The following is a 20,092-nucleotide window of genomic DNA, read 5'->3' as shown; positions in this document are numbered from 1 at the left end:
CGTGCAGCACGCCAATAATCTCGGCGCCCTTCCCGGCATCGATCACGGTTTTTGTTCGATCAATGATCCGCTGCGCCCGGCTGCGGTGTTCATCTGCAAGCAGGTGCACAGCGCGTCGGTGATTGAATGGCAGCCGGATCAGGCGACTAACACGCTTGAAGCGGACGGCGTGTTTACCCGCACGCAGCAACCGATCGCGGTGATTACCGCCGATTGCCTGCCGATTCTTGTTGCATCAAAAAACGCCGAGCAAGTCGCTGCGGTGCATGGCGGCTGGAAGGGTTTACAAGGCGGCATCATCGCCACGGCCATACAGCGCTTCGCCGCCGAGGGCTTCACTGCAGACCAATTGCAGGTGGCTATCGGCCCTTCGATCAAACCGTGCTGTTATGAGGTGAGTGAAGGCTTTATCGCGCAGTTTCAGGCAGACCAGGGCCATGTGTGGCAAGGCACACTCGCGCCGTGGTATTTCGAGCAGCCGACACCGTTACTGCCACCGCAGATTACGCCACCGCATGCCAGGCAAACAGGCAGCGCCTGGTTTGACCTGAGCGCATACGCGCTGATGCTGTTGCAGGCGGCGGGGGTTCAGCGCGAGCAGATCGATGTCAGTGCGGTGTGTACGTATTGCACATCCCCGGCGTTTGCCAGTTACCGCAGAAGGACGCATAACCCGGAAGAGCCGAAGACGTTGATCTACTCGTGGATTGCTCGCACAAACCGGACGTGAAAGCTGGACGTTACGGCGCAGTGCACCCTGGACATACAAGCGCTCAACGATTCGCTACCAGGTGCGCGCCGAACAACAGGTAACAACCACCGGCAAACCGGTCGAGCCACTGGCGTGAACGGCTGTAAAGGCTGCCCATGCGCTCACTCGAAATGCTGCCCAACCCGACTGCCGGCAACCTGCACAATCGTTCAAGACCTCGCCACACAACCCGCGCAGACTGGGTTAACGTGTTTTAACCGCTATTTATGTGTGACAAGCCATTATGGGCAAACCGAACTCCACGCTGGACTGGCTGCACCGCGCTCCGCACGCCAGTGGCGTAGACCGTATCGAGGCGTACTTTGCCGGGTTCGCGTTCGACCCGCATCGCCATGACACCTACGCCATCGGGCGTACGCTGTTCGGCGTGCAGAGTTTTCATTACCGCGGCTGCATGACCCACAGCTTGCCCGGTACGACCATGGTGATTCACCCCGACGAAACCCACGACGGCCGCGCCAGCAGCGTGGAAGGCTTCAAGTACCGCATGATTTATGTGGAACCGGCGCTGATCCAGCAGATCCTCGGCGGCAGGCCGTTACCGTTTATCCACAACGGCTTGTCGACGGACCCGAGGTTGTTTCGCGCCAGCGACGTGTTACTGCAAAGCCTGGACTGCCCGATTGACCCGCTGCAGGAGCAAGACGCGCTGTACGACCTGGCCCAGGCGCTGAGCGCATCTGCGGGCGCGATCATCAGCCGCAAATCCTTCGATTACGTGGCCGCCGAACGCGCCAGGGAATTTATCCACAGCGCGTTAGGCCGCAGCATCAGCCTGGATCAAATGGCCGACCATTGCGGCCGTGATCGCTGGGCGTTATCGCGCGACTTTCGTTTGTTATTCGGCACCAGCCCCTACCGCTACTTGACCATGCGGCGGTTGGACCTGGTGCGCAGCCTGCTGGCGCAAGGCCAACCGTTGGTGGACGCGGCGATGACTGCAGGTTTTACCGACCAGAGCCATATGACCCGGCAATTTCGCAGCACCTACGGCATGCCGCCGTCGCGTTGGGTGAAGATGCTCGGGCGCTAAACCGCGCGCAGGCAAGGCTTACAACTGGCGCCCGATCACCGGCTCGCCGATTGACATGAAATTCCCGCCCGCCACATGGTGCAAGGTGCGCAACTCATCATGGCCGTCGAAGTGCCAATGCCCTTCGCTGAACACCCGCACATCGGCATAGGCTGCGAGCACTTCACCGAGGAACAAATCGTAGGTTTGCTGGTTGTGCGGCTCGGGCAGCACGCGACACTCCAGCCACGCCACGCACCCTTCCAGCAGCGGCGCTGCGGTGTGTTCGCCGCTGAACGTGTGCAGGTCGTAGGTGGCGAATTTGTCGGTGTCGCGGCCGCTGATGTTACCGACCGTCTGCACAAGGTCAGCCTGGGCCACGCAGGGCACCTGAAGCACGAAGGTGCCTGCGCCTTCCAGAAGGTGGCGGGTCCAGGTGGCCTTGTCGAGCACCACGGCAACTTTGGGCGGTTCGAAATCCACTGGCATGGCCCAGGCCGCGGCCATGATATTGCGTCGGCCATCATGGGCCGCGCTCACCAACACGGTCGGCCCGTGGTTGAGCAAGCGGTAGGCCTTGGACAGCGGAACGGGGCGACGGTGAGTAGGGCTCATGGAGGGCAGGCTCTCTAAGCAAGAAAACCCCTACGATACCTCAAGCATGAGCCTGCGGGTCAGCTCGACAGCTGATTGGCAAACTGCTCGACCGCGCTGACCACTTTTTGCGCACCGTCCTGGATTTCGACGATCACCGTGCCAGCCTCGGTCGCCAGCGCCAGGCCGTGCTCGGCTTGCAGGCGGCCTTCGGTCATCAAGCTCACCGCATCGCGAACCATGTCCTGGTTTTGACGCACCACCCCGACGATTTCCTCGGTGGCCTTGCTGGTACGCGAGGCCAATTGACGCACCTCATCGGCCACCACCGCAAAACCGCGGCCCTGCTCACCGGCACGCGCCGCTTCGATGGCCGCATTGAGCGCGAGCAAGTTGGTCTGTTCAGCGATGCCGCTGATGGTCTTGACAATGGTGCCGATCACTTGCGACTGGGCGTTCAGCGCCTCGATACCATCACTGGCCTGCTGCATGTGCCGGGCCAAATCACGCATCACGTCCACCGCCTGCGTCACCACGCTGGTGCCGCGCTGGGCACTGCTGTCAGTCTGCCGCGAGGTGCTGTAGGCCATATTGGCAGCCTCGGCCACGGCCTGTTCCTGGTTGACCTGGTCGGTGATTACCGTGGCGAACTTGACCACTTTATACAGCCGGTCATTCGCGTCCAGCACCGGGTTGTAGGTTGCCTCCAGCCACACCACGCGACCACGGCTGTCGAGGCGTTTGAAGCGCGCGGCAACAAACTCACCCGCATTCAAGCGGCTCCAGAAATGCTGGTATTCAGCGCTGTTGTATTCCGCAGGCTCGCAGAACAGACGGTGATGTTTGCCGACGATTTGCGCCAGGCTGTAGCCCATGCCCCCGAGAAACCGGTCGTTGGCAGTGAGCACATGGCCGCCGAGGTCGAACTCGATGACCGCCGTGGAACGCACCAGCGCGGTAATCAGGTTTTGATGATCGCGCGACGCTTCAATGGTGCGGGTGAGGTCGCTTGAGTAAATCGAAAAGCGTTTGACGCGCCCGTCCGAGCCACGCAGCGGTTGCACGATAGAGCGCAACCACGCCTCCTTGCCGTTACCCCGCAGCAAGCGCACGGTGCCGGCGAAATGTTCACCGCGTAGCAAGGCATTCGTGAAGCGCAGTTGAAAGGGGTCTTGACGCACGTGTGGCGGCACCAAGTCATCAATGCGGCGCCCCACGATGTTCGTCGCCTGATAGGCCAGTTCTTGCAGGAAGTTGGCATTCGCCCACTCCACCCGGCCTTCCGCGTCCAGCGTCAGGCACAACATTTCATTTTCCAGGCTCTCCTTAACCTGATGCAAGCTGGACAACTCTTCACGAAGAGCCGACAGCTCCTGTTTCAAACGGGTGTTGAACATGGTGCACCGATGGCCGTATTGGGAGAGAGACCTGACCTGCATCGGCGCTGCCGGGGTTTTCTGAAGAACTCATTCACGCCAAGCCGCATTGTTTTTTTGGATCCATTAACTGCCGTTGTTTCGGCACACACCCATCACTTGATATTCAAGCGTATTGAGCTTGCCGCTGGAGTCTTCATAGGTCATGCGCGACGGCACCGGATCACACGAACGGATCGGCGGCGTGACGTTGACCACCTTGGCAATGTCCAGCGTCATGCCGTAGCGATACGCCTGCACCTCAGGTGCGGGCTTGCCCTTTCTCTCGGCGTAAGCCGCCATGGCCGCTTGGTTGCGCTCCATCATCAGGGCAAAGGTACGGTCGCCGCCACCTTCGGCCACTGCACCAAAGGACAAGACTGCTGCTAATACACCCAGGCCAACTTTATAAACATTCATGACAGGTTCCTCGACTGAAAAGTTAAGTAACGAGATTAATCAACCCACCCTGTCGCCAAGTTCACCAGAACATTACGTATTTGTTATGAGGCCGCGAGCTTCCAGAATTGTAATGTTCGCGCAACCAAACCGTTATGCGCTGTTTGCAACTATCAGCCCGGGCCAAATCAATAAGAACGCCCACTCAAATAAGAAGCCGATAACTGCCAATACCCAGGAGCGAAACATGCGCATTATTTCCTACACACTTCCCCTTTCACTGTTAGCCGTACTGCCCCTGGCAGCCGCAGCGGTGGAAGACAAGCCCGAAGGTTTCATCGAAGGCAGCAGCACCAACGTGCTGGCACGCAATTTTTACTTCAACCGCGATGACCGCAAGGGCCAGTCCAGCCCCACCGGCAATGGTTATTCCGAGGCGTGGGCGCAAGGCTTGATCGGAAAATTCGAATCCGGCTTTACCCAGGGCACCGTGGGTTTTGGCCTGGATGCATTTTTGATGTACGGCCTCAAACTCGACGCCGGCACCGGCCGCAGCGGCGGCAAGGGCTCGTTCGGCGTGCTACCGGTAGACAGCAACAATCACCCGGAGAGCAGCTACGGCAAAGTCGGTGGCGCAGCGAAATTTCGCGTACTCGACACCGTTATCAAAGCCGGCGATGTATTCCCCGCCACTCCGGTGGTGGCTGCTGGCGACTCGCGCTTATTGCCGCAAAGCTTTCGCGGCATCACCGTTCAGAACACCAGCCTTGAACGGCTGAGCCTGCAAGGCGGACACCTGAGCGGCATGAGCCAACCCAGCGAAAGCGGCATGAACAATGGCTTTGCGACGTTCTATGCGGGCAAGGTCGACTCGCCTTGGGTCGGCTATTTCGGCGGCGATTACCAGCTCAACAAACACCTCGGCGTGAGCCTGTACAGCAGCCGTTTGAAGGATGCGTGGGATCAGTATTACTTCGGCACCACCGCCAGTTACCCGCTGACCGACGATGTGTCGTTGTTCGGCGACGTCAATTACTACAAGGCGGTGGACGAAGGTAAACAGCGGCTGGGTAAATTCGACAACACCATCTGGAGCGCCAGGCTCGGGGTAAAGGCTGGCGCGCACAGCGTGGCGCTGTCGCATCAGCGCAATAACGGCGACGACGACTTCGATTACCTGCGCCAGTCAGACTCCATCTTTCTTAATAACTCGATCCAGTACAGCGACTTCAACTCGCCCAAGGAGCGCTCGTGGATGCTGCGCTACGACCTGGACATGCACACCTTCGGCATTCCCGGCCTGTCGTTCATGACCCGCTACGCAAAAGGCACCGGCGCCGATTACAGCAATGCCAACTCGGTGTACATGCGCCGTGATGCAGCGGGCAACCCGCTGACCGATCAACGCCGTTGGGAACGCGACGTCGAGGCCAAGTACGTGGTGCAAAGCGGCAACCTGAAGGATTTGTCGCTGCGGTTGCGTCAGGCCACCGTGCGCTCAAGTGCTTTCGAGTCGGACCTGGAAGAGATCCGATTGATCGCCGAGTACCCATTGCTGGCACTTTGAGCAAGCCTAACGGTGAGCGCTTACAGTCGTTCGCGATTAACTAACATCTGTTCACAAACTGCTAACTATCAAAACTGTAATATTCGCCCCAGCTTGCCGTTAAGTTGAACTTTATATACTCGTACACACTTTGTTTTAACCGAGCACATTCATCTCTGAAGCGGTTGTGTAGCTCCTTTGGAAAGAGATGAATTTTAACGCCCCGCTGGGGCGTTTTTTTTTCACGTTGCGGCAAGGGTCGCGACCAATGGTCGCAGTTGACCCTGAAGCTACTTCACGATTCAGAATTCTCCTACTCCAAAGACACCTGACTCCATAGGGAAATGGCGCTCTCATCTCATCAGAAAAAGGTAATTCCCCCATGCGTATCCTTGTGGTTGAGGACGAGCAAAAAACCGCCGACTACCTGCAACAAGGCTTGAATGAAAGTGGCTATGTGGTCGACTGCGCGGCCAATGGCATCGACGGCCTGCACCTCGCCGGGCAACACGCCTACGAGCTGGTGATTCTTGACGTTAACCTGCCGGGCAAGGATGGCTGGGAAGTGCTCGAGCAATTGCGCCGCACTGGCAGCCAACGCGTGATGATGCTGACCGCCCGTGGCCGGTTGGCCGACAAGATCAAGGGCCTGGACATGGGCGCCGATGATTACCTGGTAAAACCCTTCGAGTTTCCCGAATTGCTCGCGCGGGTACGCACGCTGTTGCGGCGTAGCGAGCATATTCCGCAGCCGGAAGTGTTCCGTGTCGCAGACCTGGAACTCGACCCCCGCCGCCATCGCGCGTACCGCGGCACCCGGCGTATCGACCTGACCACCAAGGAATTCGCCCTGCTGCAGGTGTTGATGCGCCAGACCGGCGAAGTGCTGACCCGCACACAGATTATTTCGCTGGTGTGGGACATGAATTTCGACTGCGACACCAACGTGGTGGAAGTCTCCATCAGCCGCCTGCGCGGCAAGGTCGATGACCAGAGCGAGGTCAAGCTGATACACACCATTCGCGGCGTGGGTTATGTGCTGGAGGTGCGCGCATGAAACCCGGCAGTTTGTCGATGCGCCTCGGGTTGACGGTCAGCTTGATGGGCGCAGGCCTGGTGCTGTTGCTCGCGACCCTGGCGTACCTGGCCCTGACACACGAGCTGGAAAAACTCGCGCGCAAGGGCCTCGAAAGCAAGATGGAACAGATCCAGCACAGCCTGTCCCAAGGCATGGATGCGCGCGCCATCCGCGCCCGCCCGCATTCACTGCTGGACCTGGTCATCGGGCATGACAATTTCTACCTGACCATCGTCGGCACCGCACCCGACGAAAGCGTGCTGCTGAGCATCGGCGCCAAGCCTCAAGAGCCGTTGCTGACAGACTTCTCGCCGCGCGAAACCCTCGGCTACCGCAATTGGGCCGACAACAATGACAACCAAGTGCTGACGGCCTCCAGCCTGATGCGCCTGGCCAGCGGCGAGCGCGTGCGCGTGCTGTTGTCGCTGGACCGCATGGACGACCAGGCGCTGCTCAGTGCTTACCTGCGCGCCACGGTAATCGCGCTGCCGCTGCTGCTGCTGCTGATCGGCATGGGTGCCTGGTGGCTGGTGCAACGCGGGCTCGCGCCGTTGAAACAGTTCAGCCATGTGGCGGCCAAAGTCACCACGCAAAACCTGACCCATCGCTTGGCCGTCGACAACCTGCCGCATGAGCTGGGCGAATTGGCGCAAGGCTTTAACGTGATGCTCAACCGACTGGACGCGGGCGTGCAGCAACTGTCGCAATTCTCTGATGACCTCGCCCACGAATTACGCGCGCCGCTGACCAACCTGATGGGCAAGGTGCAGGTGACACTCTCGCGCCAGCGCCCGCCGGACGAGTACAAAGCAGTGCTGGAATCCAACAGCGAGGAGTTGGAGCGCCTGGCGCGCATTGTCTCCGATATGCTGTTTTTGGCGCAGGTCAGCCACCCGGCGGCGCGGGCTTCATTCACCGCCGTGTCGCTGGCGGTTGAGGCGAATAGGGTGATGGATTTGTTCGCCCTGAGCGCCGAAGATAAACAACTCACCGTCACACTCAGCGGCGATGCCCAAGTGCAGGGCGACCGCTTGATGATTCAACGTGCGCTCTCGAACCTGCTGTCGAATGCGATCCGCCACAGCCCGGCGGGCGCGCATATTTCGCTGTGGGTGGAGACCTATGCGAACGAGGTGTCTGTGTCGGTGAGTAACCCTGGCCCCGGGATCAAGGCGCAACACTTGCCACTCCTGTTCGAACGTTTCTACCGCGTCGACAGCAGCCGCGCACGCACCGAGGGCGGCACCGGCCTGGGCCTGGCCATCGTGCGGTCGATCATGACCTTGCACCAGGGGCAGGCTGAGGTACGCAGCCCGCCCGGTGGTGTTACGCAGTTTCGCCTGGTGTTTCCTCTTCCTTGCGATGCGCCCACTGGTACAGCGCCGGCAGCACCAGCAGGGTCAGCAACGTAGAAGAAATAATCCCGCCGATTACCACCGTCGCCAATGGCCGCTGCACTTCAGCGCCGGTGCCGGTGGCCAACGCCATCGGGATAAACCCGAGGGACGCCACCAGCGCGGTCATCAACACCGGGCGCAAGCGGGTCAGCGCGCCTTCGTTGATCGCCACGGATAACGAACGCCCTTCCTCGCGCAGGTTGCGGATGAACGCGATCATCACCAAACCGTTAAGCACGGCGACGCCCGACAGCGCGATAAACCCGACCCCTGCCGAAATCGACAGCGGAATATCGCGCAACCACAACGCCATGATGCCGCCGGTCAACGCGAAAGGAATGCCGGTAAACACCAGCAAGCCGTCCTTGAGGCTGTTAAACATCATGAACAGCAACCCGAACACCAGCAGCAATGCTACCGGCACCACCACGCGCAAGCGCTCGGACGCTTCCTTCAACTGTTCGAACTGGCCGCCCCACGTGGTCCAGTAACCTGCGGGCACTTTTACCTCGCGGCTGATGGCGGACTCGGCCTCTTCGACAAACGAGCCGATGTCGCGCCCGCGCACGTTGGCGCTGACAATCACCAGACGCTTGCCGTTCTCGCGGCTGATCTGGTTGGGGCCGAGTACCAGGTCCAGGCTGGCGACTTGCGACAAGGCGATAAAGCCCAATTGGCCTGACGCATTGCTGACCAACGCCGGCACCGGGATCAACAACCGCGAGAGCCCTTCGATGTCGGTGCGCAGCGCGTCGGACAACCGCACGACCATGTCGAAACGCCGGTCACCTTCATACAACGTACCGGCCTGGCGCCCACCCACCGCGACGGCAATGGTGTCCTGCACATCGCCGACGTTCAGGCCAAAACGCGCGGCCTTGTCGCGGTCGATATTGATGGTCAGCACCGGCAGGCCGGAGGTTTGTTCCACTTTTACTTCCGAGGCGCCCTCAAGCTTTTGCAAGGTCTCGGCGATTTCCGCGGCGGTCTTGTTCAGCACCGCCATGTCGTCACCAAACACCTTGACCGCGACGTCACTGCGCACCCCGGAAATCAACTCGTTAAACCTGAGTTGGATCGGTTGCGACAGTTCATACGCGCTGCCCGGCACTATCGCGCTCGCGCGCTGAATGTCAGCGATCAGCACCTCGCGAGACTTGTTCGGGTCAGGCCATTGCTCCTTGGGTTTAAGCATCAGGTAGCTGTCGGAAATATTCGGCGGCATCGGGTCGGAGGCGATTTCTGCGGTGCCGGTACGCGCGAACACGCGCTCGATTTCCGGCACTTGCGCCATCAAGGTTTTTTCCAGTTGCTGCTGCATCTGCACCGATTGCGTCAGGCTGGTGCCCGGCACGCGCAGCGCCTGCTGGGCGAAGTCGCCCTCACTGAGGCTGGGGATAAATTCGCTGCCCATGCGGCTGGCCACTGCGCCCGAGACCACGATGGTCAGCACCGCCATGCCGAACACCAGCGGGCGGCGCGTCATCACCCAATCCAGCACCGGCGCGTAGGCCCGGCGTGCCGTGCGCATCACCAGGTTTTCTTGTTCCTTGACCTTGCCGGTGACGAACAACGCAATCGCCGCCGGCACAAAGGTCACCGACAAAATCATCGCGCCCAACAGCGCGATCACCACGGTGAAGGCCATAGGGTGGAACATCTTCCCGGCCACGCCGGTGAGGGCAAAGATCGGCAGGTACACCACCATGATAATCAGTTGCCCGAAGATCAACGCGCGTCGCGCCTCTTTGGCCGCCGCGAACACTTCGTGCAGGCGCTCGCTGCGCGTCAACAACCGCCCGTGGCGCTGCTGCGCGTGGGCCAGGCGGCGGATGGCGTTCTCGACAATTACCACCGCGCCGTCGACGATAATGCCGAAGTCCAACGCGCCGAGGCTCATCAGGTTGGCGCTGACTTTGTGGGTGAACATCCCGGTAAAGGTGAACAACATTGCCAGCGGAATCACCATCGCGGTAATCAGCGCCGCGCGGATATTGCCCAAAAACAGGAACAGTACGGCGACGACCAAGAGTGCACCTTCGAAGAGGTTTTTCTTCACCGTGGCAATGGCTTTTTCGACCAGATTGGTGCGGTCGTAGACGGTAACCGCCACCACGCCTTCAGGCAGCGAACGGTTGATTTCTTCGAGCTTTTTCGCCACCGCCAGGGACACGGTGCGGCTGTTCTCGCCGATCAACATGAACACCGTGCCCAGCACCACTTCGCGGCCATTTTCGGTGGCGGCGCCGGTGCGCAGCTCGCGGCCGATTTCAACTTCAGCCACATTACGCACGCGAATCGGCGTGCCGCCCGAGGTGGTGATGACGATGTTGGCGATGTCATCAATCGACGCCACCTGCCCCGGTGCGCGGATCAACAACTGTTCGCCGCTGCGCTCGATGTAACCGGCGCCGACATTCGCGTTGTTGCGCTCAAGCGCCGTGACCAAATCGCCCAGCGTCAGGTTGTACGCCGCCAGACGCTTGGGGTCCGGGGCGATCTGGTATTCCTTGGCGAAGCCGCCGATGGTGTTGATCTCGGCCACACCCGGCACGTTGCGCAGTTGCGGCTTGATGATCCAGTCCTGAATCACCCGCAGGTCGGTCGGCGTGTACGGCGTGCCGTCCTCTTTGCGCGCGCCGTCTTCGGCCTCAACCGTCCACAGGAAAATCTCCCCGAGCCCGGTGGAAATAGGCCCCATCGCCGTTTCGATGCCGGTGGGTAATTGTTCGCGAGCAACTTGCAGGCGCTCGTTGACCAACTGGCGGGCGAAAAACAGGTCGGTGCCGTCTTTGAAAATCACCGTCACCTGCGACAGACCGGAGCGCGACAACGAGCGTGTCTGCTGCAACCCAGGTAACCCGGCCATCGCGGTTTCGATTGGAAAGGTAATGCGCTGTTCGGTTTCCAGCGGCGAAAACCCGGCCGCTGCCGAGTTGATCTGCACCTGCACATTGGTGATGTCGGGCACCGCGTCGATGGGCAACTTCTGATAGCTGGCGATACCGACACCGGCCATTAACAGCACCGCCAACAGCACGATGATGCGCTGCTCGATGGCAAATTGAATAAGGCGCTCAAACATGGGGAATCACTCGCAGGATCAATGGGCGTGCTCGGCCGAGCCTTTGCCCAGTTCGGACTTGAGAACGAAGCTGCCAACGCTGGCCACCTGCGCGCCGGCATCCAGGCCTTTGCGTACTTCGACGTAGCCGTTTTCACTCACGCCCAGCTCAAGGTGACGGGTAATAAAACCGTGCTCCGTGCGTTCGAACACCGAGGGTTTGTCCTCAACGGTCTGGATCGCGCTTTGCGGGACGGTGACTTTCGCCTGGTAGGTGTCGGTGGCCACTTGCACGGTCACAAACAGCCCCGGGCGCCACGTGTCGTCGGGGTTGGGCACCGCCACGCGCACGGTAGCCGTACGCGTTTGCTCACCCAGCAAATTGCCAACGTACGCCACGGTGCCGCGCACCTCGGTGCCCATTTCGGTAGAGCTGACGTTCACCGATTTGCCCACGCGCACCTTGTTCAGGTCCTTGGGGAACACACCGAAGGTGACCCACACCTGAGACAGGTCCGAGAGGATGAAGGCGTTGCTGGTTTCACTGACGACCTCGCCCACGCCCAAGTGTTTTTCGACCACCACGCCGGCGAACGGCGCACGCAGTTCATAGCGATTGCCGCCCACCAACACTGCGCTGCCACTGAGGGCGGTCATCTTTTGGCGGGCGTTGTTCAGGGCTATCTCGGCTTCCTGCAAGGTCTGGCGCGCCAGCAGGTAATCCTGCTCGGCAGAGATTTCGTCCTTCCACAGTTGGCGCTCGCGCTGAAAGGTGGTGCGCGCCAGTTCAACCCGACGCGCGCTGGCGGCCAGTTCGCTGCGCTGGTCGGACACCTGCTGGCTGGCGATCACGGCCAATAACTGACCTTTTTTCACCGACTGCCCGAGGTTGACCTGCACCGACTCCACCACGCCGGCCGCACGTGGCACGATGTGCGAGGTGCGGTCTTCATCAAAGCGCACTTCCCCCGGCAGCGTCAGCAGCGTACTGAGCGCGCGGGGCTGGGCCTCGGCGAGTTGAATACCTGCAGCCTGGATCTGCTGTTCGGTGAGTTCGAGCTCGCCTTCTTCTTCGTCGGCGCTGGCAAAACCGCACAGCATCAGGCCCAGGGCCACGGCCAGCGCCGTGGCGTACTTTGTATTCATAAGTGGCTCCAGAAAAAATCAAAACCGGGCAAGGTCGCCGTAAATCCGTTCTATGCGCACCCACGCTTCGGTGGCCTGAGCGGTCGCCGTGAGGTATTCGGTGCGTGCAGCGATCAAGGTGCGCTGGGCGTCGAGCACGTCGATAAAGTTGAATTTGCCCATTTCGAAACCGCGCGTGGCACTGTCCAGCGCGTGTTGTGCGGCGGGCAGGATCTGTTCGTTGAAGGTGCGCACTTCGGTCTCTGCGGTTTTCCACAGGTCCAGGGCCTGGCGCGTTTCGGTGCGCAGGCGCAGTTCGACGGCGTTACGCTGGTCGCGGGCCTGATCGGCGCGGCGGCTGGCGGCCAGCACGTTGCCCTGGTTGCGGTTGAACAACGGGATTGGCATCGACACGCCCACCAGGTTCACCCGCTCACGCACGCTGGCGTCATATTGGCTGCCGATGGAAACGTCGAGGTCGGGAATACGCTGGGCTTTTTCCAGGCCGACGCTGGCCTCGCTCTGGCGGATATGCAGCTCGGCCAAGCGCACCTCTGTGGTTTGCTCAAGTCGCGCGAGCAATGCTGCGGAGGCCGGCAACGGCGGCGCAGACTGGCGTTGTGTAGCCACGGCCTGAAACTCAGGCGCGGCGCTGCCGGTGCTGGCGGCGAGGCGGCGGTAGGCATCGCTTAGGCCGATCTGCGCGCGATTCAGCTCCAGGCGAATTTGCGACAGCTGCACCTGCGCGCGGGTGGCTTCCACCGGCGATGATTTGCCGGCAGTCACGCGCCCCTTGGCGACCAACAGGCCACGCTCGGCAACGGCCATCGAGCGTTGCGCCAGGTCGAGGCGCTCTTGGGCACGCAAGGCGCCGTAGTAGCTGTCGATCACCTCGGCGCGCAGGCCGTTGCGACGCTGCTGCAACGTCAGCGCAGCGGCGTCCTGGGCGCCTGTCGCCACGTCAATACGCGCACCGCGTTTGCCGCCCAGCTCCAGGGTTTGGCTGAGTTTGACGGTGGTGGTGCGCGTGCTGCGCCGAGTGTCTTCGGCATCCCACGAGGCCACCGGGTTGGGGATCAAGCCCGCCTGCTGGCGAGCGCCTTGGGCGATGTCGATTTCCCATTGCGCGGCGGCCAGGTCGGGGTTGTTGGCGAAGGCGGTTTGCAGGGCTGCATCAAGGGTGAGGGTTTGCGCATGAGCGGCACTGGCGGCCACCCACAACGCCATCGCCGCCACCCGTATGTTTACCGAAATTGCCATATCGAGAGTTCCACGCCGATAAAGTCGCTGAGGTTTCCCAGCGGGGGCAATGTAGCTTTCGGGACTTATCAGGCCGGTGGAGGAAAGATTACAAATCCGACAGTAACGGCTCTGCTGCGGCCTTTTTGGCCCGCCACCACTGATCGCACCAAAACAGCACAACCGCACTTGGCCATCGTGGTATCAGGTATGCTTTTCGAGCAGGAAACAAAAAGAAACATATTTCCCGACCTGTTCGCTAAGGAGCTCCGTTTTGGCGTTATCGACTGCTGCGTGGATGGTTCACGACACCCGCCTGATGTTCTGCGTGCTACTGGCCATTGCCAGCATCATTGTGTTGATCAGCGCGACCAAACTGCCACCGTTCCTGTCGATTTTGATCGGCACCTTTATCGCCGGTGTTGGCGCCGGCTTGCCGCCCGAAGACGTCGCCAAGGCGTTCAGCAAAGGCGCGGGGGCGATTCTCGGTGAAGCCGGGATCATCATCGCGCTGGGCTCAATGCTCGGCGCGTTGATGGCGGAATCCGGCGCGGCCGACCGCATCGCCACCACGCTGCTCGGGCTGGGCAAGGGCAAATCACTGCCGTGGGTAATGGCGCTGGTGGCCATGGTGATTGGCTTGCCGCTGTTCTTCGAAGTGGGCCTGGTGATGATGGTGCCAATCATCTTTGTAATGGCCAAGCGTTCGAACCAGCCGCTGCTGAAAATCGCCATCCCTGCGCTTGCCGGCATGACCACCCTGCACGCCCTGATGCCGCCGCATCCGGGCCCGCTGATTGCAGTGGGCGCGCTGCACGCCGACTTGGGCCTGACCATGTTGCTGGGCTTTTGCCTGGCGGTGCCTGCGGTGATCCTCGCCGGGCCGCTCTACGGCAATTGGCTGTCCAAACGCATGCACGTGGAAGCACCGGCCGAGATCGGTGCGCTGTTCAGCGCGCCGCCCAAGGCACCGCGCCAGCCAAGCTTTGGGGTGTCGCTGCTGATCATCTTGCTACCGGTCATCCTGATGCTCGGCAGCACCTTGGCCAAGGTCGCCATGGCACCGGAAAGCCCGGTGGCCCTGACCTTGAAATTCCTCGGTGAACCGCTGATCGCCCTCGGCCTGGCGGTGATCGCTGCGGTGGTCTGCCTGGGCTGGGCCGCCGGCATGCCACGTGCAGAAGTCGGCAACACCCTGCGCAAAGCCCTGGCGCCGATTGCAGTGTTGCTGCTGACCATCGGCGCTGGCGGTGGCCTCAAGCAAACCTTGCTGGACGCAGGTGTCAGCCAAACCATCAGCAAAGTCGCCGAAGGCGCGCACATGCCGTACTTATTACTCGCATGGTTGATCGCCGTGGCCCTGCGCCAGGCCACCGGTTCGGCAACAGTTGCCACCACCACAACCGCGGGCATCCTCGCGCCGATGATGGCCGGGCTGGCGGCTACGCAGAGTTCATTGGTGGCGCTGGCGATTGGCGCAGGCTCAGTGTTCTTTTGCCACGTCAACGACGCCGGGTTCTGGATGGTGCGTGAGTACTTTGGCTTGCAACTGAAGCAGACGATCTGGGTGTGGTCGGTGTTGCAAACCATTGTCTCGGTGGTCGGCCTGGTGGGCACGCTGTTGCTTTGGTACTTTTTGACCTGAAGATCACGCATTGAGGGGAAGCGCTGCTCTCCTCGATAGGTCAGTGATGCAAAACGAAGCGCGCGTCGAGTTTGCCGAGCAACTCGAACGTGTTCATGTAGGGAACACCAAACAGAGAGCACACATTGGGAATGGTGTATTTACGCTTGATGTCAGGGTTATAGGCCTCATGTGTCACAACCACAGCCCCTGTCGTCATCGCTTTGGCTATTAGCCAAGCGTCTGCTCCTTCAAGAAACTCTTCCAATGCACCTGCCTTCATTACCGGCACCTGCTCCGCGATTCTTGAAACAATATCCCCAAAGGCCGCTTGAGTCTGCTGATCACTTGAGTCTTCAAACAGCTGAGCATTGCTCTTTACCCACTGCGTCAACTCGTCGTTACCCTTCGCCAGTTCGTCACGGACAGGAAAGATACTGGCAATTTCCAGAGCCTGATGCTGCTGAAGTATCCACGCCCAATAACCTGGGCAAATCGTCATCGCGTAATAACGATTTTTGGCTTCGATCAATGTGTTCGAATCCAATAAATGCTTCATGCGGATAATTTCATCGCATAAGCCTTCAGCTTCGCAGGTTGTACGCCCAACAACTTCCCTGCGTCGCGTAGCAGGATACGACCACTCTGCGCTTCTGCCAGAACAGCCCTGCTCAACCGAGCACTGTTTCTGATAGCAGCTGTGCGGTAGTAATCGCCTCCGTTGCCTTCCTTGTCGCGATATTCCTGTAAAACCCTATGGTAGTAAGCACCGTATTGATCACTCGTGATGAAACCAAGATCACGGGCGCGGCGCGCAATGACCAATGCACTGACACGAAAGCGTCCGGCCAATGGCATAACGTTATCTTCCCAGTAGACATCAGGGTCCCAATGCGCTCGAAAGACAAGCTCTGGAGCGAGGAACTCCCCCGCCACCGCATTGCAAAAAGCCTCTTCCTTGCGAGCACTTTGAGCGCCGCCGTCAGACACACCAGTGCTGCCGATCCAGATATGCGCAAGCTCATGCATAAGCGTAAAAAGCCGCGCAGTGGGCGCATCCGCGCTGTTGATAAATACGACGGGGGCCATCGCATGACTGATTGCAAAGCCTCGAAACTCGCTGACATCAAGCTTCCTGTGGGTATTACCCAAGGCAACTCCACTGCGCATCACAAGAATACCGGCGTCCTCCGCACCACTCACCAATGCCCTCACATACTCTTCATAACCCATGCGGACAAAGTCACTCGTAACGCCGAGAACGCGACGAATATCTGCGACAACATCTTTGATTGGCGAATAGCTGTTAAAACTTCCAACAAAGGCCAGCGGGGGGCGCTCGTGATCCTGCAGGTATTCCAAGTACCAGTCTTGCTTGCGGAGCACGTCTCTTACGGTATCCATCAAGTTCAGGCTGGGCTTGTCGGGGAACGCCCCGCCCACGGTACGCAAGTCTGGAAGCGGAAGATGTTCCTGTGGAGGAGCCTTGAGAAATAGAAAGCCAAAAGGGACGTGCGCACTAACTGCCCACTTTTGCGCCTGATTAAAGGTAGGAAGGCTCTTACCATCCTCCCACTCCTTTACCCTTTCCATTTTGACCGTAAGGCTTTTGGCAATCTGTTGCTCAGACAGCCCCGCCCGCTGGCGAGACCAGGACAGGATTGCGGGATTGATAAAGGCGGTCTGAGTCATGGTTTACAGGTATTAATCAGAAGTGGCCGTGACTATAGAAGTGACGACCCTACGCGTCAATTGATGGCCTCAGAGCCCTTTTGTAACAGCGTCTACCACGTGGCGTTTGCTGAACAGCGCCACGCTCGCCACCCCAACCGCGCCCATCACCACGCAATAGCCCACGCAAATCCACGGGCGGGTCGGCATCAGCGCTATCAATAGCAGTGGCGTGGTGCTCGCCCACAGCGCGTAGGCAATGTTGTAGGTGAAGGAAATTCCCGACACCCGCACCGGCGCCGGAAACAGGCCGACCATCACCGACGGCACCGCGCCGACGACTCCGCAACTCAAGCCCGCCACGGCATACGCCGCGCCCAGCCAGAGGCCGCCGTTGATCAGGCTGGCGTACAGAATCGCAATGCCGACGGGCAGCAACAGGCTGTAGACCAGCACCGCACGCCAGGCGCCGATGCGGTCGACCAGCAGGCCTGCGAGTACACAGCCGATATTCAGGAAGACGATACCCAACGCGCTCAACGCGAATGTATGGCTGGGGCTCATGCCGAAGGTTTTTTGCATCAGGGTCGGGGTGATGACCACCAGCACCACCACGGCCGAGGTGAGTACGCAAGTGAGGATCATCGCTGGCAGCAGCACCGCGCGATGGTCACGCAGGACGGTGCGCAGTGGCATTTCAGCGGCGGCTTGGCGGCGCGCCTGTATTTCCAGGAACACCGGGGTTTCGCTGAGCCAGCGGCGCAGCCACACGCCGATCACGCCGAATACGCCGCCCAACAGGAAGGGAAAGCGCCAGGCATAGTCGAGAATTTCGGCAGGCGTGAACACCTGCGCCAGCAGCGTGGCGGTGAGTGCGCCGAGCAGGTAGCCGAAGGTCAGGCCGGCTTGCAGGAAGCCCAAGGCGTAGCCACGGTGACCGGGCGGCGCGTGCTCGGCGACGAAGGTCCAGGCACTCGGGACTTCGCCGCCCACCGCAGCGCCTTGCAGCACACGCAGCACCAACAGGATCAGCGGCGCGAAATAGCCGATTTGCGCGTAGGTCGGCATGATCCCGATCAGCAGGCAGGGCAAGGCCATCATCAGAATGCTGAGGCTGAACACGCGTTTGCGCCCCAAGTGATCGGCGAAGTGCGCCATCAGGATGCCGCCCAGCGGGCGCGCCAGGTAGCCGGTAACAAAAATGCCGAAGCTCTGCAGCAGGCGCAGCCATTCGGGCATTTCGGGCGGGAAGAACAGTTGGCTGAGGGTCAGCGCAAAGAACACGAAGATGATGAAGTCGTAGATCTCCAAGGCACCGCCGAGGGCGGCCAGGCCCAGGGTTTTGTAGTCGGAGCGGGAAAAGCGCTGCGCCTGTGGAGAAAAGGTGGCAGTCATGTGAAGGCTCGGCAGACAAACAAAATGGCGTGCAGGTTATGAGCTGAACCCAATCATGGCAATCACGACAGATATATTTGTTTTACTCATGGATCGATGAAGATAACTGCATTCCCATATCAATGGCCGTAGCGGAACATGCCGTAAAACTGCCAACACCATAATAATTAAAAGAGGAAAGACTCGTGGCCGATGCTATCGAAGAAAGCCGCTATGCCCGATTTGCCCTGCGCTGTTCCAACTTCGCCGAACGCTGGTTTCCAGACTCGTGGGTATTTGCCGCCCTCGCCGTGATCATCGTTGCCGTGGCGACCTTGGGCATGGGCGCGGCGCCAACAGAGGCCGCCAAGGCCTTTGGTGATGGGTTCTGGAGCCTGATCCCGTTCACCATGCAGATGGCCTTTGTGGTGATCGGCGGTTATGTGGTGGCCAGTTCGCCGCCTGCGGTGAAGCTGATTGACCGCTTGGCGCGCATCCCCAAGAACGGCCGCTCGGCGGTGGCGTGGGTGGCGCTGATTTCCATGGTTGCCTCGCTGCTGAACTGGGGGTTGTCCCTGGTGTTCGGCGGTTTGCTGGTGCGCGCACTCGCGCGGCGTACGGATTTGCGCATGGACTACCGCGCTGCCGGTGCTGCGGCCTACTTGGGCCTAGGCGCGGTATGGGCACTGGGCCTGTCGTCGTCGGCTGCGCAGTTGCAGGCCAATCCGGCCAGCTTGCCGCCGTCGATTCTGTCGATCACCGGGGTGATCCCGTTTACCGACACGATCTTCCTGTGGCAATCCGGTGTGTTGTTGCTGGCGCTGATCGTGGTCTCGCTGATCATTGCCTACGCCACCGCGCCTGGCCCGAACAGTGCCCGTGATGCCAAGGCCTGCGGCGTCGACCCGGCGTTCAACCTGCCAAAAATCCAACCGCCCACCCGCCCTGGCGAATGGCTGGAACACAGCCCATTGCTGACTATTTTGCTGGCATTGTTGGCGGCCGGTTGGCTGCTCCATGAGTTTTCGACCAAGCCTGCTATAAGCGCGATCTCGGGGCTGAACACTTATAACTTCCTGTTCATCATGCTCGGCGCGCTGCTGCACTGGCGCCCGCGCAGCTTCCTTGATGCCGTGGCCCGCGCCGTGCCGACCACCACCGGCGTGCTGATCCAGTTCCCGCTGTATGGCTCGATTGCTGCGCTGATGACCGTGGTAAAAGGCGGCGACGGCCAGACCCTGGCGCACCATATCTCGACCTTCTTCACCTCCATTGCCTCGCACGACACCTACGCGCTGCTGATGGGCGTTTATTCGGCGGTGCTGGGCTTCTTTATTCCGTCGGGGGGCGGCAAGTGGATTATCGAAGCGCCTTACGTGATGCAAGTCGCCAATGACCTGCAATACCACCTCGGCTGGGCGGTGCAGATTTATAACGCCGCCGAGGCACTGCCAAACCTGATCAACCCGTTCTATATGTTGCCGCTGCTCGGGGTATTAGGGTTGAAGGCGCGGGATTTGATCGGGTTTTCTTTTGTGCAGTTGCTGGTGCACACGCCGCTGGTGTTGTTCTTGCTGTGGGCGTTGGGGACGACGCTGAAGTATTTACCGCCGGTGATGCCTTAGTCCTGATTGATACGCTCAGCGTGGGAGACGGGCTTGCCAAGATTGTGGCGAGCGGGCTTGCTCGCGTTGGGCCGCGAAGCGGCCCCAAAACCAGACGCTGGTAATGCCTGACACATCGCATTCCTCATTTCCAGGGTTGCTACGCAGCCCAACGCGA

Annotated in this window: 16 protein-coding genes and 1 pseudogene; 7 read left to right on the top strand and 10 right to left on the bottom strand. The window is 60.3% G+C overall.

Going from position 1 to position 20,092, the window contains the following annotated elements:
- Window position 1: 1 nt before the first annotated feature.
- Window positions 2-730 carry a peptidoglycan editing factor PgeF gene (pgeF, locus tag AO240_RS04550; protein WP_099235341.1) on the top strand — a complete coding sequence of 243 codons (729 nt, stop codon included), beginning with the start codon at window positions 2-4 and terminating at the stop codon, window positions 728-730.
- Window positions 731-773: 43 nt separating this feature from the next.
- On the opposite strand, the pseudogene AO240_RS04545 reads toward pgeF, so the two are convergent.
- Window positions 774-881, bottom strand: a pseudogene (locus tag AO240_RS04545) (lysine transporter LysE); the annotation flags it as partial.
- Window positions 882-995: 114 nt separating this feature from the next.
- Here AO240_RS04545 and AO240_RS04540 point away from each other — a divergent pair.
- Window positions 996-1,805, top strand: a complete 810-nt coding sequence (locus AO240_RS04540; RefSeq protein WP_099235340.1) for an AraC family transcriptional regulator — start codon at window positions 996-998, stop codon at window positions 1,803-1,805.
- An 18-nt stretch (window positions 1,806-1,823) separates the two neighbouring features.
- Here the strand turns inward: AO240_RS04540 and AO240_RS04535 are convergent, their stop codons facing one another.
- From AO240_RS04535 to AO240_RS04525, 3 genes are all read right to left on the bottom strand, one after another.
- Complete coding sequence (locus AO240_RS04535; RefSeq protein ID WP_099235339.1) at window positions 1,824-2,399, bottom strand: flavin reductase family protein; 576 nt, start codon at window positions 2,397-2,399, stop codon at window positions 1,824-1,826.
- Between the two features lie 59 nt (window positions 2,400-2,458).
- The gene (locus tag AO240_RS04530) at window positions 2,459-3,775 is read right to left on the bottom strand and encodes a PAS domain-containing methyl-accepting chemotaxis protein (RefSeq protein WP_099235338.1); all 1,317 of its coding nucleotides are present in this window, start codon (window positions 3,773-3,775) and stop codon (window positions 2,459-2,461) included.
- Window positions 3,776-3,880: 105 nt separating this feature from the next.
- Entirely contained in the window at window positions 3,881-4,213 is a 333-nt protein-coding gene (locus AO240_RS04525) for a DUF2790 domain-containing protein (RefSeq protein ID WP_099235337.1), read from the bottom strand.
- Window positions 4,214-4,439: 226 nt separating this feature from the next.
- Between AO240_RS04525 and AO240_RS04520 the strand changes: the two genes are divergently transcribed.
- The 3 genes from AO240_RS04520 (at window position 4,440) to AO240_RS04510 (ending at window position 8,228) form a co-directional block, all read left to right on the top strand.
- Window positions 4,440-5,759, top strand: a complete 1,320-nt coding sequence (locus AO240_RS04520; RefSeq protein ID WP_099235447.1) for an OprD family porin — start codon at window positions 4,440-4,442, stop codon at window positions 5,757-5,759.
- A gap of 361 nt (window positions 5,760-6,120) precedes the next feature.
- Window positions 6,121-6,795 carry a heavy metal response regulator transcription factor gene (locus AO240_RS04515; protein ID WP_099235336.1) on the top strand — a complete coding sequence of 225 codons (675 nt, stop codon included), beginning with the start codon at window positions 6,121-6,123 and terminating at the stop codon, window positions 6,793-6,795.
- Window positions 6,792-8,228, top strand: a complete 1,437-nt coding sequence (locus AO240_RS04510) for a heavy metal sensor histidine kinase (protein ID WP_099235335.1) — start codon at window positions 6,792-6,794, stop codon at window positions 8,226-8,228. Before AO240_RS04515 ends, AO240_RS04510 begins: the two co-directional genes overlap by 4 nt.
- On the opposite strand, the gene AO240_RS04505 is transcribed toward AO240_RS04510, so the two are convergent.
- The 3 genes from AO240_RS04505 to AO240_RS04495 are packed head-to-tail and all read right to left on the bottom strand — an operon-like array spanning window position 8,143 to window position 13,629.
- Window positions 8,143-11,298, bottom strand: coding sequence for a CusA/CzcA family heavy metal efflux RND transporter (locus AO240_RS04505; protein WP_099235334.1), 3,156 nt, complete (start codon window positions 11,296-11,298; stop codon window positions 8,143-8,145). The two genes, AO240_RS04510 and AO240_RS04505, sit on opposite strands and share 86 nt — an antisense overlap.
- Before the next feature lie 18 nt (window positions 11,299-11,316).
- Window positions 11,317-12,423, bottom strand: coding sequence for an efflux RND transporter periplasmic adaptor subunit (locus AO240_RS04500; RefSeq protein ID WP_099235333.1), 1,107 nt, complete (start codon window positions 12,421-12,423; stop codon window positions 11,317-11,319).
- A gap of 18 nt (window positions 12,424-12,441) precedes the next feature.
- On the bottom strand, window positions 12,442-13,629 hold the full coding sequence (locus tag AO240_RS04495; protein WP_099235446.1) for a TolC family protein: 1,188 nt from the start codon (window positions 13,627-13,629) through the stop codon (window positions 12,442-12,444).
- A gap of 286 nt (window positions 13,630-13,915) precedes the next feature.
- Between AO240_RS04495 and AO240_RS04490 the strand changes: the two genes are divergently transcribed.
- Window positions 13,916-15,286 carry a gluconate:H+ symporter gene (locus AO240_RS04490; RefSeq protein ID WP_099235332.1) on the top strand — a complete coding sequence of 457 codons (1,371 nt, stop codon included), beginning with the start codon at window positions 13,916-13,918 and terminating at the stop codon, window positions 15,284-15,286.
- A 40-nt stretch (window positions 15,287-15,326) separates the two neighbouring features.
- Here AO240_RS04490 and AO240_RS04485 read toward each other — a convergent pair whose 3' ends face one another.
- The 3 genes from AO240_RS04485 to AO240_RS04475 all read right to left on the bottom strand — a co-directional run bounded on the left by AO240_RS04485 (window position 15,327) and on the right by AO240_RS04475 (window position 18,331).
- Window positions 15,327-15,824, bottom strand: coding sequence for a DUF4411 family protein (locus AO240_RS04485; protein WP_099235331.1), 498 nt, complete (start codon window positions 15,822-15,824; stop codon window positions 15,327-15,329).
- On the bottom strand, window positions 15,821-16,957 hold the full coding sequence (locus AO240_RS04480) for an ImmA/IrrE family metallo-endopeptidase (protein ID WP_099235330.1): 1,137 nt from the start codon (window positions 16,955-16,957) through the stop codon (window positions 15,821-15,823). The genes AO240_RS04485 and AO240_RS04480 overlap by 4 nt, the downstream gene beginning before the upstream one ends.
- Before the next feature lie 69 nt (window positions 16,958-17,026).
- Window positions 17,027-18,331 carry an MFS transporter gene (locus AO240_RS04475; protein ID WP_099235329.1) on the bottom strand — a complete coding sequence of 435 codons (1,305 nt, stop codon included), beginning with the start codon at window positions 18,329-18,331 and terminating at the stop codon, window positions 17,027-17,029.
- A gap of 185 nt (window positions 18,332-18,516) precedes the next feature.
- Here AO240_RS04475 and AO240_RS04470 point away from each other — a divergent pair, with 185 nt between their 5' ends.
- Window positions 18,517-19,935: a short-chain fatty acid transporter gene (locus AO240_RS04470; protein ID WP_099235328.1), complete on the top strand. Its 1,419-nt coding sequence runs from the start codon at window positions 18,517-18,519 to the stop codon at window positions 19,933-19,935.
- Window positions 19,936-20,092: the final 157 nt, after the last annotated feature.

This window comes from Pseudomonas sp. ICMP 460, from assembly GCF_002723595.1.
GTDB classification, from domain to species: Bacteria; Pseudomonadota; Gammaproteobacteria; order Pseudomonadales; family Pseudomonadaceae; genus Aquipseudomonas; species Aquipseudomonas kitaguniensis.
This window is presented reverse-complemented; position numbering and strand designations above follow the sequence as displayed.

Coding starts and splice junctions, on each gene's coding strand:
- AO240_RS04500 (WP_099235333.1), bottom strand. CDS start 12,423: ATGAATACAAAGTACGCCACGGCGCTGGCCGTGGCCCTGGGCCTGATG.
- AO240_RS04495 (WP_099235446.1), bottom strand. CDS start 13,629: ATGGCGTTGTGGGTGGCCGCCAGTGCCGCTCATGCGCAAACCCTCACC.
- AO240_RS04515 (WP_099235336.1), top strand. CDS start 6,121: ATGCGTATCCTTGTGGTTGAGGACGAGCAAAAAACCGCCGACTACCTG.
- AO240_RS04510 (WP_099235335.1), top strand. CDS start 6,792: ATGAAACCCGGCAGTTTGTCGATGCGCCTCGGGTTGACGGTCAGCTTG.
- AO240_RS04475 (WP_099235329.1), bottom strand. CDS start 18,331: ATGACTGCCACCTTTTCTCCACAGGCGCAGCGCTTTTCCCGCTCCGAC.
- AO240_RS04505 (WP_099235334.1), bottom strand. CDS start 11,298: ATGTTTGAGCGCCTTATTCAATTTGCCATCGAGCAGCGCATCATCGTG.
- AO240_RS04485 (WP_099235331.1), bottom strand. CDS start 15,824: ATGAAGCATTTATTGGATTCGAACACATTGATCGAAGCCAAAAATCGT.
- AO240_RS04525 (WP_099235337.1), bottom strand. CDS start 4,213: ATGAATGTTTATAAAGTTGGCCTGGGTGTATTAGCAGCAGTCTTGTCC.
- AO240_RS04530 (WP_099235338.1), bottom strand. CDS start 3,775: ATGTTCAACACCCGTTTGAAACAGGAGCTGTCGGCTCTTCGTGAAGAG.
- AO240_RS04520 (WP_099235447.1), top strand. CDS start 4,440: ATGCGCATTATTTCCTACACACTTCCCCTTTCACTGTTAGCCGTACTG.
- AO240_RS04535 (WP_099235339.1), bottom strand. CDS start 2,399: ATGAGCCCTACTCACCGTCGCCCCGTTCCGCTGTCCAAGGCCTACCGC.
- AO240_RS04540 (WP_099235340.1), top strand. CDS start 996: ATGGGCAAACCGAACTCCACGCTGGACTGGCTGCACCGCGCTCCGCAC.
- AO240_RS04480 (WP_099235330.1), bottom strand. CDS start 16,957: ATGACTCAGACCGCCTTTATCAATCCCGCAATCCTGTCCTGGTCTCGC.